10 protein-coding genes are annotated in these 14,190 nt (G+C 72.0%); 8 read left to right on the forward strand and 2 right to left on the reverse strand.

Annotation, left to right across the window (positions count from 1 at the left end; all coding sequences use genetic code 11):
- Positions 1-5 precede the first annotated feature (5 nt).
- Together OF819_RS09975 and OF819_RS09980 are read left to right on the forward strand one after the other, a co-directional pair.
- Complete coding sequence (locus OF819_RS09975; RefSeq protein ID WP_267243038.1) at positions 6-1,586, forward strand: acyl-CoA mutase large subunit family protein; 1,581 nt, start codon at positions 6-8, stop codon at positions 1,584-1,586.
- A 189-nt stretch (positions 1,587-1,775) separates the two neighbouring features.
- The gene (locus OF819_RS09980) at positions 1,776-2,969 is read left to right on the forward strand and encodes a serine hydrolase domain-containing protein (protein ID WP_267243039.1); all 1,194 of its coding nucleotides are present in this window, start codon (positions 1,776-1,778) and stop codon (positions 2,967-2,969) included.
- 121 nt (positions 2,970-3,090) lie between these two features.
- Here the strand turns inward: OF819_RS09980 and OF819_RS09985 are convergent, their stop codons facing one another.
- Together OF819_RS09985 and OF819_RS09990 are read right to left on the reverse strand one after the other, a co-directional pair.
- Positions 3,091-4,437 (reverse strand): alpha-2,8-polysialyltransferase family protein, encoded by a 1,347-nt coding sequence (locus tag OF819_RS09985; RefSeq protein WP_267243040.1) that lies wholly within the window; start codon positions 4,435-4,437, stop codon positions 3,091-3,093.
- Positions 4,437-5,462 (reverse strand): glycosyltransferase family 2 protein, encoded by a 1,026-nt coding sequence (locus OF819_RS09990; protein WP_267243041.1) that lies wholly within the window; start codon positions 5,460-5,462, stop codon positions 4,437-4,439. The genes OF819_RS09985 and OF819_RS09990 overlap by 1 nt, the downstream gene beginning before the upstream one ends.
- A gap of 187 nt (positions 5,463-5,649) precedes the next feature.
- Between OF819_RS09990 and OF819_RS09995 the strand changes: the two genes are divergently transcribed.
- The 6 genes from OF819_RS09995 to OF819_RS10020 all read left to right on the forward strand — a co-directional run bounded on the left by OF819_RS09995 (position 5,650) and on the right by OF819_RS10020 (position 14,181).
- The gene (locus OF819_RS09995; RefSeq protein WP_267243042.1) at positions 5,650-7,044 is read left to right on the forward strand and encodes a DUF6716 putative glycosyltransferase; all 1,395 of its coding nucleotides are present in this window, start codon (positions 5,650-5,652) and stop codon (positions 7,042-7,044) included.
- 77 nt (positions 7,045-7,121) lie between these two features.
- Entirely contained in the window at positions 7,122-8,396 is a 1,275-nt protein-coding gene (locus tag OF819_RS10000) for an acylneuraminate cytidylyltransferase (protein WP_267243043.1), read from the forward strand.
- A 13-nt stretch (positions 8,397-8,409) separates the two neighbouring features.
- Positions 8,410-9,342 (forward strand): N-acetylneuraminate synthase family protein, encoded by a 933-nt coding sequence (locus tag OF819_RS10005; RefSeq protein WP_267243044.1) that lies wholly within the window; start codon positions 8,410-8,412, stop codon positions 9,340-9,342.
- Positions 9,343-10,002: 660 nt separating this feature from the next.
- Positions 10,003-11,085, forward strand: a complete 1,083-nt coding sequence (locus OF819_RS10010; RefSeq protein ID WP_267243045.1) for a hypothetical protein — start codon at positions 10,003-10,005, stop codon at positions 11,083-11,085.
- Positions 11,086-11,214: 129 nt separating this feature from the next.
- Positions 11,215-12,447, forward strand: a complete 1,233-nt coding sequence (locus OF819_RS10015) for an amidohydrolase (protein ID WP_267243059.1) — start codon at positions 11,215-11,217, stop codon at positions 12,445-12,447.
- Positions 12,448-13,134: 687 nt separating this feature from the next.
- On the forward strand, positions 13,135-14,181 hold the full coding sequence (locus OF819_RS10020) for a BMP family lipoprotein (RefSeq protein WP_267243046.1): 1,047 nt from the start codon (positions 13,135-13,137) through the stop codon (positions 14,179-14,181).
- Positions 14,182-14,190: the final 9 nt, after the last annotated feature.

A 14,190-nucleotide genomic window follows, 5' to 3' on the forward strand; every position in this document is an offset into this window, starting at 1 on the left:
TGAACATGGCCATCGAGTCCGAATCGGGACTGCCCATCGAACCGGTGTACGGCCCCGAGGCGCTGCGGGACTGGGACCCGGCGCAGCGGCTGGGCGAGCCCGGCGCGTACCCCTTCACCCGCGGCGTCTACCCGACGATGTACACCGGGCGGCCCTGGACGATGCGTCAGTACGCGGGCTTCGGCACCGCCGTGGAGTCCAATGCCCGCTATCGCGATCTGATCGCCCACGGCACCACGGGGCTGTCCGTCGCCTTCGACCTGCCCACCCAGATGGGCCATGACTCGGATGCGCCGATCGCGCACGGCGAGGTGGGCAAGGTCGGCGTGGCCGTCGACTCGGTCGACGACATGCGGGTGCTGTTCGACGGCATCCCGCTGGACCGGGTCTCCACCTCGATGACCATCAACGCCCCGGCCGCGGTGCTGCTCCTGCTGTATCAGCTGGTGGCCGAGGAGCAGGGCGTGCCGGCGGACAGACTGACGGGCACCATCCAGAACGATGTGCTCAAGGAGTACATCGCCCGCGGCACCTATATCTTCCCGCCCAAGCCGTCCCTGCGGCTGGTCGCCGACACCTTCCGCTACTGCCGGGCCGAGATGCCCCGCTGGAACACCATCTCGATCTCCGGCTACCACATGGCGGAGGCCGGGGCCTCGCCCGCGCAGGAGATCGCCTTCACCCTCGCGGACGGCGTCGAGTACGTCCGCACCGCCCTCGCCGCGGGCATGGACGTCGACGACTTCGCGCCCCGGCTCTCCTTCTTCTTTGTGGCGCGCACGACGCTGCTGGAGGAGATCGCCAAGTTCCGCGCGGCGCGCCGCATCTGGGCACGGCTGATGCGCGAGAAGTTCGGGGCGCGCGACCCCAAGTCGCTGATGCTGCGCTTCCACACCCAGACCGCCGGGGTGCAGCTGACCGCCCAGCAGCCCGAGGTGAACCTGGTCCGGGTGGCGGTCCAGGCCCTCGCCGCGGTGCTGGGCGGCACCCAGTCGCTGCACACCAACTCCTTCGACGAGGCCATCGCCCTCCCGACGGACAAGTCCGCCCGTCTCGCCCTGCGCACCCAGCAGGTCCTGGCGTACGAGACGGATGTGACGGCGACCGTGGACCCCTTCGCCGGTTCGTACGCGGTCGAGAGCCTGACGGACGACGTGGAGCGGGCCGCGCTGGAGCTGATGGAGAAGGTCGAGGAGCTGGGCGGTGCGGTGGCCGCGATCGAGCACGGCTTCCAGAAGGGCGAGATCGAGCGGAACGCCTACCGCATCGCCCAGGAGACGGACAGCGGCCGGCGCGTCGTCGTGGGCGTCAACCGCTTCGCCCTCGCCGAGGAGGAGCCGTACGAACCACTGCGCGTGGACCCCGCGATCGAGGCCCAGCAGTCCGCCCGCCTCACCCGCCTGCGCGCCGCCCGCGACCGGCCCGCCGTCGACGCGGCCCTCGCCGCCCTGCGCACCGCCGCCCGCGGCGACGCCAACGTCCTCTACCCGATGAAGCAGGCCCTGGCCGCCCGCGCCACGGTGGGGGAGGTGTGCGGGGCGCTGCGGGAGGTGTGGGGGACGTATGAGCCGAGGGAGGTGTTCTGACAGCTCTGACGGCTCTGACTGCTATGCGGCTCTGGCGGCAGTCCGCAGCGTACTGTGCCGCGCCCCTCTGAGCGCTGCCAACCGCGTGCCGCCATACCGGTTAGCGGGCCGGGCCACATCGGGTGACGAAGCGGCGACACACCCGGCGGGCCCGCAGGCGCGGCCGGGTCGCGGGGCGAGGGTCCCCTCATGCGCAGATTCTCTCTGCCGGCAGTCGTCTCCGCCCTGCTGCTGGCGGGCGTCACCCCCGTCTCCCCGCTCGCTCCCTCCCCGGCCTCCGCCCACTCCGGCTGTGCCGCCTCCGGCCAGGACGGCCGCGGCGGGCGGCTGGTGGACGTCGCCAGGCAGGTCAAGCGGGAGCTCGACCTCAACTCCGTACTCCTCCGCGTCACCGTCCGCGGGAAAGAGATGGTGACCGCGGCCCTGGGGCACTCGATGACGGGCGTCCCCGCGGACACCCGGATGCACTTCCGCAACGGCGGGGTGGCCATCTCCTATCTGACGCACACGCTGCTCCAGCTGGTCCAGGAGGGCCGGGTCGGGCTGGACGACCCGGTCTCCCGCTGGTTCCCCAAGCTGCCGCACGGCGACAAGATCACGCTGCGGATGCTGGGCAGCACCACCTCGGGCCTGGCGGACTATGTCACCGACCCCGCCTTCCTCGACGCCCTGCACGCCGACCCGTTCCGCCAGTGGACGGGCCGGGAGGTCGTCGCGATCTCCACCGCCAAGCCGCTCTGGTATGAGCCGGGGACCAACTGGAGCTACTCGCACGCCAACTTCCAGCTGCTCGGCCGGGCACTGGAGAAGATCACCGGAACCGATCTCGCCACCCTGCTGCGCCAGCGCGTACTCGGGCCGTTCGGGCTGCGCGAGACGCGGAGCGACACCACTCCGGCGATCCCCGAGCCGGTGCTCCACGCCTTCAGCGGCGAGCGCGGGATCTACGAGGAGTCCACCTACTGGAATCCTTCCTGGAGCATCGCCCGGGGGTCCGTGATGACCACCGACATCTGTGATCTGGCGCGGTCGGCCGAGGCGATCGGCTCTGGGGAGCTGCTGTCGCCCGCCTCGTACCGGACGATGCTCAACCCCGGCACCGTGGGCCTCGGCGGGCCGACCGACCGCTGCCCGGAGACCGTGTGCCGGGCGCAGACCGAGGAGCGGCACTACGGGCTGGGCAATGTGATCCTGAACTCCTGGGTCGTACAGAATCCCGTGTTCAACGGCTTTGCGGCGCAGCAGTCGTATCTGCCGTCGCGGGGCGTCGCGATCGCCGTCGCGACGACCGCAGGTCCCGACGCGCCGGCGGGGAACACGGCGTCCGTCGTCGCCCAGCGCCTGGCCGCGGTGCTCGCCCCGGACCACCCCCTCGGCGCCTAGGGCTCCGCCCGGGGCCCCGCGTCTCAAGCGCCGGCGGGGCTTTCCCCTACCCGCCCCTTCCCGTAACTGACCTCATGTACGGCCTTCGGCCGTGTCCTCAATCGGCGGGCGGGCTTCATTTTCAGCCCCTCCTGCGCTTCAGGCTGCGGGCCCGGCGCGCTACCCTCCGCAGGGCCGCGTGGCGCGGCACCGGCAGCCCGCCCGGCAAGCCGAGCACCGTCAGCCGGCGTCGCTTGAAGTACCGCTGCGTCGAGGCGCTCAGGCTGCCCGCAAGATACGACTCCGCCGCGCCTCGCAGATCGGGCCGGATCTGCGGCTGCATCGCGAAGCCCACCGCGCTGACCAGCCCCGTCAGCGTCTCGTCCGCCTCCTTCGGCGGGCCCGTCTCGCCCGCCTCAAGGTCCGGCACCAGTGCGTCCACCAGCGTCAGCGGCACCCGGTTGCTGTTCTGATACGGGGTCAGCCGGTCCAGGAGCGGCTCCGTGCCGACCCGTGCCACGGGGATTCCGAAGAAGGTGCTCGCCGTCAGCAGGCCCGTCGAGAAGCAGCCGACCACCAGGGAGGGCTTGAGCTGCCGGTACAGCACCTCCGCCAGGAGCGGACGGTCGTCGACCGTCAGATCCGCGTCCAGGCGCTGGGCCTCGCGCTCCAGGGACCGGGTCCAGGACGCCGGCGCCGTCGGATGCGGTTTGAAGACGATGCGCCGCTGTCCCAGCGCCACCGCGCCCCGCACCATCCGCAGGTGCAGCGCCTCTTCCTCCTCGGCGGTGAGGATGCCCAGCGCCGCCAGATACTGGCCGAGCAGCAGCACAGGCCCCTCGCCGTCCCCGGCTGCCGCCGTCGACGCAGGCACGGCCGCCGACACCCCGTCCGACAGCTCGGCGATCACCTTGACGAACGCCTCCGTCGGCACCAGCCGCGGCTCCGCCCCGAACTCCGCCAGCAGCAGCGGCCGCAGCCCGGGCACCAGATCCAGGTGGAAGAGCCTGCGCACCCGCTCGCCCACCAGCGGGTCGATCTTGTTCCGGGTGGGGCCGTAGCTCATCAGCCCGTCCGCGTACACATCCAGCTTGGCGTCCGGGAAGAGCTGCGCGACGGCGAGCGCCGGGACCACCTGGATGGACTCCACGGCCAGTTCGATGAGGTCGTCCCCCAGGTCCCACAGCATCCGCAGATACCGCTCCCACATCGGGATGTCGTCCTGGCGCGGCGACCAGCCCGCCGGATGGAACGGCGCGATCGCCTCGTTCCAGGACCGCACGTCGTCGAAGCGGCCGCGCAGCCGCTCGAAGCCGTCCATCCGGTTCAGCGGCGGCGTGGTCTCCGGCGTCGTCGCGTTGTTGGCGACCAGCAGCATCCGCCGGTCCGCGGGCGCGAAGCACCCGCTGTCGATCGCGGCGGCCAGCGTCGCCGCACCGTACAGCGACGAGGCAAAGAAGATCTGAGTGGTCTGGGGCGTCGTGGGCATCAGGCCGCCGCCTCCGCAGAAGCAGATGCAGACGCAGGCGTGGACGCAGGCGCGGAAGCGGACAGGACGGCCGGCCGCCGCCGCGCTCTGCGCAGCCGCGTCGCCCGCTCCGCGTCCATGGAGTCCAGCGCTTCGTTCAGCACGTCCTGCGGCATGCGCCGCAGCGCCGCCGCGCTCATCGCACGCAATTTCCGCGCCACGGGCGCCTCGAACCTCTCAATCGAACCCAAGTGATGGGAAATGACCGCACAATATGTGCGCACCGCCTTCGGCAGCAGCCGTTCCGCCTCCGGATCTTTCGCTGTCTCCTCGATCACCTGGTCGAATGCCCGGATGAAATCGAGCTGCCGGATATCGCCGATCTGGGTGAGCGAGGAGGCGACACCGCGCCGGTAGAAGATTCCCAGGTGACTGATCACGGCGAATGACTCCGCCTCACGGTGCAGCCGCCAGATCCAGGGGCGGTCCTCCGCGGTGCGCAGCCCGTGGGTGAAGTGCAGCAGCCCGCGGTCCACAAGCCGCCGGTGGTACATCCCGGCCCAGGCGTACGGATAGTCGACGCCCGTCGACCGGTCGGCGGGCAGGATTGCGTCCCGCGGTCGCAGCACCTCGCCGCGCCGCCCGATCGGCGCCCGGTTGACGGTGCGCTTCCGGCCCGTGCACTGCACATGGTCGGTGCGTACGAAGTCGCAGCCCAGCTCCTCCATGGCGGACAGCAGCCGGGCGAAGTGGCCGGGGGCCAGCCAGTCGTCGCCGTCCAGGAAGGCCAGATACTCGCCGTCCGCCGCGTCCAGGCCGGTGTTGCGCGCGGTGGCCAGCCCGGCGTTCTGCTCGTGTCTGATCAGCCGGGCACCCGGAATCTCACGCTCCGCCCGCTTGAGGATCTCCGGCGTGCCATCTGTCGAACAGTCGTCGACCAGCAGGAACTCGAAGTCCTCGCGAGCATTCACCTGGAGGCTTTTGAGGGTGTCGGCAGCAAATGCCTGCACGTTGTAGAACGGCACGATGACCGAGAGCTTGACCACCTGCGCGAGGCTAGATCCCGCTCCGGCATTCGCCCTGACCTCAGGGCGGATATCAGGTGAACGAAGAATGTCGGAACAGTTAACCCGCTTGGTTCTCAAGCGTTTTCCCCATTCGTAGGCATCCTGTTAACCCGTTGTTGCGGTCGAGTTGGGCCGTCACTCCCAAAGCCTTCCTAACGTCCTCGGCGTGCCAACAAGTACCAGCGAGGCGAGTGCCGGCGAGGCCCTGCGGATCGCCGTGCTCGCCGACTCCGACACCCGGTGGAAATGGGGCGCCCTGACGGCGCGTCGCATCGCCCCGCACGCCGCAGCCGAAGCCGCAGACGCAGCCGACGAGGCGGCCGAAGAGGCAGCCGCACCGGAACTTGACGGTTTCCTGCTGCGCGGCCGGGCCACCCCCACGCCCCGCCAGCTCGCCGAGGTCGGAGTGGACGCGGACGCGCTCCGCGAGGTCACCGGGAACGAGTTTCTGCGCGCGGTCGGGGACGCCGCGGACACGGACCGGCGGTACGACGTCATCGTCCTCGCGCTGGTCGGCGGCGCCGTCCAGGCCATGCTGCACGGACTCGCGGCGCTGAAGCTCGCGCACCGCCCCGTCGTCGTCACGGGCTATGTCGGCGTCGTCTACGAAAAGCTCGCCGACGGACTGCTGCTGCGCCATGGCGCGGACGTCGTCCTCGCCAACTCCCGCCATGACGCCGATCGCTTCCGCGCCGTGTACGAGGGAGTCGGCGCCGACGCCTCCTCGGTCACCGAGGCCGCGCTGCCCTTCCTCGGCGGCGCGCCTTACGAGCGGCGCGAAGGCCGCGACACGCTCGTCTTCGCCACCCAGCCCTCCGTGCCCGCGACCCGCGCCGACCGCACCTATCTGCTGCGCCGCCTCGTCGAGCACGCCCGTCTCCACCCCGGGCGCGAGGTGCTGCTCAAGCTGCGTTCCAAGCCCGGGGAGCACACCACCCATATCGAGGAGCTCCCGTACCAGCGGCTCGCCGAGAGGCTGCCGGGCGGGCTGCCGGCCAACTTCCGCCTGGTGTACGGGCATATGGGCGAGGTCCTGGACCGCACCGATCTGCTGGTGACCGTCTCCTCGACCGCCGCCCTGGAATCCCTCCACCGCAACATCCCCACCGCGGTCCTCACCGACCTCGGCGTCCGCGAAGCCCTCGGCAACCACCACTTCCTCGGCTCCGGGCTGCTCGCCTCCTTCGACCAGCTCGACGCGGGTCACCGGCCCGCCCCGGACCCCGAGTGGCTGGCCCGCCAGGGTGTCGCCGCGGACGGCTCGTACGACACGGCCTTCGACGCCGCCCGCAAGCGCGTCGCCGAGCTGCTCCAGCGGCCCGCGCTCCCGCCGCTCGCCCCGTACTACACCCCGGCCACCGCCCCCGGCTATCTCCCCGGACTGCTGGCCCGCCACCACCTGGCCCCCGACGGCGCACCGCTGGCCGGAGCGGCCCCCAAGGCCGAGGTCAGCGGCGTACGGAGGGTCCTGCGCGACGCCGTGCGGGCGGCGGCCCGCGGCGCGTACCGGCACGGCGTGCAGCGCGTCGCGCCCGTCATCCGCCGGATGGGCGAGCTGTGACGCGCCCTCCCCGCAGTGAAGCCACACCGACTGGACCGACCGGATCGACCGGATCGACCGGACCCTCTGGAGCCCCGATGACCGTACTCGCTGTGATCCCCGCCCGCGGCGGCTCCAAGGGCGTGCCGGCGAAGAACCTCGCGCCCGTCGCGGGCGTGCCGCTCGTGGCGCGCGCCGTGCGCGCCTGCCTCGCCGCGCCCCTCGTCACCGACGTCGTCGTCTCCACCGACGACGACGCCATCGCGGCCGCCGCGCGCGCCGCGGGCGCCGAAGTGGTGCTGCGCCCCGCGGAGATCGCGGGCGACACCGCCACCAGCGAGTCCGCCGTGCTGCACGCCATGGACGCGCACGAGGCGATGCACGACGGCGCACCGGCGGACGTCGTGCTCCTCGTACAGTGCACCAGCCCGTTCCTCACCCGCGACGACGTCCAGGGCGTCGCCGCCGCGGTCTTGGAGGACGGCGCCGACAGCGCGGTGACGGTGGCGCCCTTCCACGGCTTCGTCTGGCGCGAGGAGACGCGCGAAAGGAAAGGCGAGACCGCAGGCGAGGGCACGGCCGGGGCGCCGCGGGAGTCCGGCACGGGTGTCAATCACGACGCCGCCTGCCGGCCGCGGCGGCAGGACCGGCCCCAGGACTTCCTGGAGACCGGCGCCGCATACGCCATGAAGGCCGCGGGCTTCCGCGAGGCCGGCCACCGTTTCTTCGGCCGCACCGCCCTCGTACGCACCGACCCCGCACGGGTCCTGGAGGTCGACGACCCGCACGACCTCGCCCGCGCCCGGGCGCTCGCCCCGCTGCTCGACGCGCCCGCACTGCCCACCCGCGACGACGTGGACGCCGTCGTCCTCGACTTCGACGGCACCCAGACCGACGACCGGGTGCTCATTGACGCCGAAGGGCGCGAGTTCGTCGCCGTCCACCGCGGTGACGGGCTGGGCATCGCCCATCTGCGCGGCGCCGGCCTTGAACTGCTGATCCTCTCCACCGAGCAGAACCCCGTCGTCGCCGCCCGCGCCCGCAAGCTCCGCATCCCCGTGCTGCACGGCGTCGACCGCAAGGACCTCGCCCTCAAGCAGTGGTGCGACCAGACCGGCATCGCGCCCGAGCGGGTGCTCTACGCCGGCAACGACGTCAACGACCTCCCCTGCTTCAGCCTCGTCGGCTGGCCGGTGGCCGTCGCCAGCGCGCACGCATCCGTACGCGCCGCGGCGCGCGCCGTCACCACGGCCCCCGGCGGCGAGGGCGCGATCCGCGAGATCGCCTCCTGGCTCCTCGGCCCGACTCTCAACACCCCTGACGGCCACAGCACACCCACGCCCCGTAAGTCCCCTGCCACTTCTGAGAAGTAAGGAACAACCCCCGATGAGCACGTCGCGACTGCGCACCCTCGGCGCCAAGACCGCCGGCCCCGGCCACCCCGTGTATGTCACCGGTGAGATCGGCATCAACCACAACGGCGACCTCGACAACGCCTTCAAGCTGATCGACGCGGCCGCCGAGGCCGGCTGCGACGCGGTCAAGTTCCAGAAGCGCACCCCGGAGATCTGCACCCCGCGCGACCAGTGGGACATCGAGCGCGACACCCCCTGGGGCCGGATGACGTACATCGACTACCGTCACCGGGTCGAGTTCGGCGAGGACGAGTACCGCCAGATCGACGAGCACTGCAAGAAGCGGGGCATCGACTGGTTCGCCTCCCCGTGGGACACCGAGGCCGTCGCGTTCCTGGAGAAGTTCGACGTCCCCGCCCACAAGGTGGCCTCCGCGTCGCTCACCGACGACGAGCTGCTGCGCGCCCTGCGCGCCACCGGCAAGACGGTCATCCTCTCCACCGGCATGTCGACGCCGAAGCAGATCCGCCACGCCGTCGAGGTGCTCGGCAGCGACAACATCCTGCTCTGCCACGCCACCTCCACCTACCCGGCCAAGGCCGAGGAGCTCAACCTGCGCGTGATCAACACGCTGATGCAGGAGTACCCGAACGTCCCGATCGGCTACTCCGGCCACGAGACCGGTCTGCAGACCAGCCTCGCCGCGGTCGCGCTGGGCGCCGCGTTCGTCGAGCGCCACATCACCCTCGACCGTGCGATGTGGGGCTCCGACCAGGCCGCCTCCGTCGAGCCGCAGGGCCTGTCGCGGCTCGTCCGCGACATCCGCACGATCGAGGCCGCGCTCGGCGACGGTGTGAAGAAGGTGTACGAGAGCGAGCTCGCGCCGATGAAGAAGCTCCGCCGCGTCGCGGGCGTCGTCGCCGAAGCGGAGGCCGCGGCAGAGGCCGCGCCGGCCGCGGTCTGACGCCCGGTCCGCCGACACCGACGCCGACGCCGTATGAGCCCGCTCCGCCGTCCGCCCGGCCCGACGCCCGGTTCCGTCTGCCGGACCGTGCGGTCGGGCGGTCGGGCGGGGCGGCTGGGTCTGGTCCCGTCCGGTTCGGTCCCGGCGGACGGCCGCGGCGCGCCCACTGCCTCCCCGCCCGGCCGTTCCAGCACGCGGTGCACGAGGGCGGGGTACGAGGCCGGGCGACGGCCGCGCCGTACGGCCCTGTCCCGCGCGGGCGGCGGCGTCGCACGCCCTGTCCCGCCGCGGGCGGCGGCGTCCGCTCCACGCAGCCCCGCCGCCGCGGAGCCACGGGCGCCGGGGCCCGCGGCTGCCTGGCGGGTGCGCCTTTGCCGGATGCCCCCGTCGCTGCGAGACGCCTCCCGAGCCGTCGTTCCGGCGGCGGGCCCGGTCCTCCGGACACGCCGCCCGGAGCGGCCGTACGGCACACGGGCGGCCCCCGCACAGCATCGCCTCCGCCGAGCGCATGCGCCCGGTCCAGCGGTTCGGCCGCTTCCCGCGCCCTCCCGGGGGCGACCCCAGCCCCAGACCCCAGGCCCGGACCCCAGACCCCAGACCCCAGACCCCAGGCCCGGACCCCAGGCCCAGCCCGCGACCACCAACCCGAGGTGAATCCCGGTGAACCTCGCCTTCGTCGAGAGTCCCGTCCAGCTGCTGAACGTCCTGGAGTGGGCCCATGCCGCCCCGCAGGAGCCGCTGCCGGGCATGCCCGCCCAGCCCGCGGTCCGCACGGGCCCGGGCAGGGCCGCCGCGCTGACGGTGGTCGTGCTGTCGCCCACCGACCCCATGTCACGGGGCCAGCTGCGCCGGATGGCGGAGCTGGCCCGCGAGGAGGGGATCACGGTCCGCTGGCAGGAGGCGCGCGGGGGCGTCGGCGCCCTGCTGCGGACGGTGCGCCAGCTGGTGCCGCTGCTGCGGTGCAGCGAGCGCGTCGTCGTCGGGGACCCGTTCTCCCGGTATGTGCAGATGCTGCTGACGCTGGTGGGCCGCAAGAATCTGACCGTCGTGGACGACGGCACGGCGACGATGGAGTTCGTCGCCCAGACCGCGCGGGGTGAGCGGCTGGTGCGCTGGCACCGGCGCGGCGGCCGCCGGGGCCCGCGTGAACTGGTGCTCGCGCCGGTGACCCTGCTGGCCCGCCGCCGGCTGAGCCCCTCCCCGAACCGTTCGGTCGAGGTCTTCACCTCGATGCCCGTCGAGCCGCGGCCCGGGCTCACGGTCACGTCCAACGACTTCGCCTGGACCCGTTTCCGGTACGGCCCGCCGAAGCTCACCCGCGGCGCGGACCTCGTGGGCACCTCGCTGGTGGAGACCGGGGTGGTGGACCTGGAGCAGTATCTGGCGGCCGTACAGGCACTGGCCAGCGCCTATGGGGCCACCCGCTACTTCGCGCACCGCCGTGAAAGCGCCGACAAGCTGCACCGGCTGGCCACGGAGACGGGCCTTGAGGTCGTGCGCCCCGATCTCCCGCTGGAGCTGATCGCCCGGCGCGGCCCGATCGGCGGCACCGTCCTCAGCTTTCCCTCGACGGTGGTGCACACCCTGCCGCTGGCCCTCGCGGGCACCGGCATCAAGGTGGCGGTCTGCGACATCGCACCGGAGTGGCTCAAGGAGAACGCGAGCCCGCGGGCGCAGGGTTTTCTGGCCGGTGTGACGGGGACCGCGCGCGATGTGCAGCACCTGCCCGCACCGGTCGCGTGAGCTTACCCACTCCAACCCTTGAGCATGCCTGGTGGGGGCGATTTTCTTTCCCCTATGAGGCTGAAGTTTTGTTGATCGTACGTTAGTTGGCCCCTCGAAGGGCCTACGCTTCACTGGGTGAACCAGTTGATGTCCCTCGAGTCCCAAGAAGCCGGGCTGCTGCCCGGACAAGCCGCCCTGCCCGGCACGCTGCCCGAGTCCCTGCGCGTCGAACTGATCGCGTTCCGCCGGGACTTGCATATGCACCCGGAACTCGGCAATCAGGAGTTCCGCACCACCGCCGCGATCAAGGCACGCCTGGAGCAGGCGGGCCTCAAGCCGCGTGTGCTACCGGCAGGGACCGGACTCATCTGCGACATCGGCCACCCCGACCCGGCGGGACCGCCCATGCTGGCGATCCGCGCCGACATCGACGCGCTGCCGATCCCCGACACCAAGGTCGGCGTCCCCTACCGCTCCACCGTGCCCGACCGGGCCCATGCCTGCGGCCACGACGTGCACACCACGGCGGTCCTGGGCGCCGGGCTCGTCCTCGCCGGCCTCCACCGGGAGGGGCTGCTGCCGCAGCCGGTGCGGCTGCTGTTCCAGCCGGCCGAAGAGGTGCTGCCGGGCGGCGCGGCCGACGCCGTGGCGGCCGGGGTGCTGGACGGCGTCGGCCGGATCGTCGCGGTGCACTGCGACCCCAAGGTCGACGCCGGAAAGATCGGCCTGCGCACCGGGCCCATCACCTCAGCCTGCGACCGGCTGGAGGTCTCGCTCGACGGGCCCGGCGGCCACACCGCCCGCCCGCATCTGACCACCGACCTGGTCACCGCCGCGGCCAAGGTCGTCACCGAGGTCCCCGCGCTGCTCGCCCGCCGCGTCGACACCCGCTCCGGCCTCGCACTGACCTGGGGCCGCATCGAAGCGGGCCACGCCCCCAACGTCATCCCGCAGCACGCCGAGCTCTCCGGCACCATCCGCTGCCTCGACCTGGCCGGCTGGCGCTCCGCGCCGGACCTCGTCCACGCCGCGATCGACGAGATCGCCGCGCTGCACCGCGCCAAGTCCCAGATCAACTATGTCCGCGGGGTGCCGCCGGTGATCAACGACGCGGCGATCACCGAGCTGCTGCGTGACGCCCAGATCGCCCGCCGCGGGGTGTACGCGGTCGAGGACACCGAGCAGAGCCTCGGCGGCGAGGACTTCTCCTGGTACCTGGAGCACGTCCCCGGCGCGATGGCCCGCCTCGGGGTTCGCACCCCGGGCGATCCGGTGGGCCGCGATCTGCACCGGGGGGACTTCGACGTGGACGAGAAGGCGATCGAGGTCGGCGTCGAACTCTTCACGGCGACGGCGCTGCTCCCCACGCCGCCCGCCTAGCCCTGTTTCCGGGGGCTCCGCCCCCGAACCCCCGCGCCTCAATCTCCCCCAGCGGTAGCTGGGGGAGATTGAGGACACGGCCGAAGGCCGTACAGGGGGCAGCGGCGCGAAGCTGCCGCGCCCTCGGTTCGGGCCCCGGTTCGGGCCCCGGCGATTGGTGTCGCCATCCGGACCGCGGCGGTCCGGAGACCTGCGGTCGGCCGGCCCAGCCAAAGCTCCGCGCCGCCGCGACCCGGTCAGGGTGGCGGAGGCCACCCGGGCCTTTGGGCCCCCGGCCGAACGTGCCGCCACCCGCGAAGCCGCCAAGGCTGACCGGCCACACCACCTCGGCGGGGGCGCCACCTCGGGCCCTGGCTTCGGGCCCCGGTTCGGGCCCACAAGGCGCGCGGGGCCCTGGCTCCGCCGCCCCAGGAGGGGGTCTGGGGGCGGAGCCTCCAGTTTCGGAGACCGCCCCCGCAGTAACCTGGCTGAAAAGAACCGCTCTGCCGGGCCTCCCCGGCCGCTCGCCACCCCCCACCCATATACATACGGCAGCGCCGCGGCTACGCTGCGCCCGCTCCGCCCCCGCTTCGCGACGATCCGATAACGACTGATGAACGCATCTTTAACCGGCATCTACGCGCGTTACGATCGCCGCAAAACCAGCGCCGGAAGAGGCGCTTTCGGTCAGGTTGAAGGAGCCTCCCAGTGCGCCGGATCACCAGGTTCGCCACCGTGGGCATCGCGTCCGCGGCACTCGCACTCTCCGCCACCGCATGTGGCAAAACCTCGTCGGACGCCGCCTCCGACTCGGGTGAGATCAAGGCGGCCATCGCGTATGACATCGGCGGTCGCGGCGACCAGTCGTTCAACGACGCCGCCTACGCCGGTCTGTCGAAGGCCGAGAAGGAACTCGACATCAAGGGCACGGAGGCCGAGCCCTCCGACGGCGAGGCGGACGCCGACAAGGTGCAGCGCCTCACCTCGCTGGCCCGTGCCGGCAACAACCCGGTGATCGGCGTCGGCTTCGCCTACGCGCCGGCCATCAAGAAGGTCGCGCCGCAGTTCCCGGACACCACCTTCGGTCTCATCGACGACTCCTCCGTCCAGGGCAAGAACATCGCCAACCTGGTCTTCAACGAGGAGGAGGGCTCGTACCTCGCCGGCGTCGCCGCCGCCAAGGTCTCCAAGTCCAAGACCGTCGGCTTCATCGGCGGTGTCGAGACCCCGCTGATCAAGAAGTTCCAGGCGGGCTTCGAGCAGGGCGTCAAGGACACCGACTCGTCCGTCGAGGTGCTGTCGCAGTACCTGACCCAGCCGCCGAACTTCGACGGCTTCTCCAAGCCGGACCTCGGCAAGGCCGCGGCTCAGGGCCAGCTCGACAAGGGCGCCGACGTGATCTACGCGGCCGCCGGTCTGGCCGGCTCCGGCGCGATCGAGGCCGCCGCCAAGGCCGACAAGTGGGCGATCGGCGTCGACTCGGACCAGTACAACCAGAAGGGTCTGGCCGCCTACAAGGAGCACATCCTGACGTCGGTCACCAAGGACGTCTCCGACGCGGTCTTCAACCTGATCAAGTCGGTCAAGGATGGCGACCCGCAGTCCAGCGAGATCCGCTACGGCCTGGACAAGGACGGCGTCGGCCTGGCCGAGTCCAACCCGGCGTACACCAAGATGACCGAGGTCACCGAGGCCGTGGCCACGGCGAAGCAGAACATCGTCGACGGCAAGATCGTCGTCAAGACCACCCCGTAGCCACGGGCG

Source organism: Streptomyces sp. PR69 (assembly GCF_026420845.1).
Taxonomy (GTDB): Bacteria; Actinomycetota; Actinomycetes; order Streptomycetales; family Streptomycetaceae; genus Streptomyces.

Bases quoted from the DNA above. Each gene is read 5' to 3' on its own strand.
- OF819_RS09975 (WP_267243038.1), top strand. From the start codon at position 6: ATGGCCATCGAGTCCGAATCGGGACTGCCCATCGAACCGGTGTACGGC.
- OF819_RS09980 (WP_267243039.1), top strand. From the start codon at position 1,776: ATGCGCAGATTCTCTCTGCCGGCAGTCGTCTCCGCCCTGCTGCTGGCG.
- OF819_RS09985 (WP_267243040.1), bottom strand. From the start codon at position 4,437: ATGCCCACGACGCCCCAGACCACTCAGATCTTCTTTGCCTCGTCGCTG.
- OF819_RS10000 (WP_267243043.1), top strand. From the start codon at position 7,122: ATGACCGTACTCGCTGTGATCCCCGCCCGCGGCGGCTCCAAGGGCGTG.
- OF819_RS10005 (WP_267243044.1), top strand. From the start codon at position 8,410: ATGAGCACGTCGCGACTGCGCACCCTCGGCGCCAAGACCGCCGGCCCC.
- OF819_RS10015 (WP_267243059.1), top strand. From the start codon at position 11,215: ATGTCCCTCGAGTCCCAAGAAGCCGGGCTGCTGCCCGGACAAGCCGCC.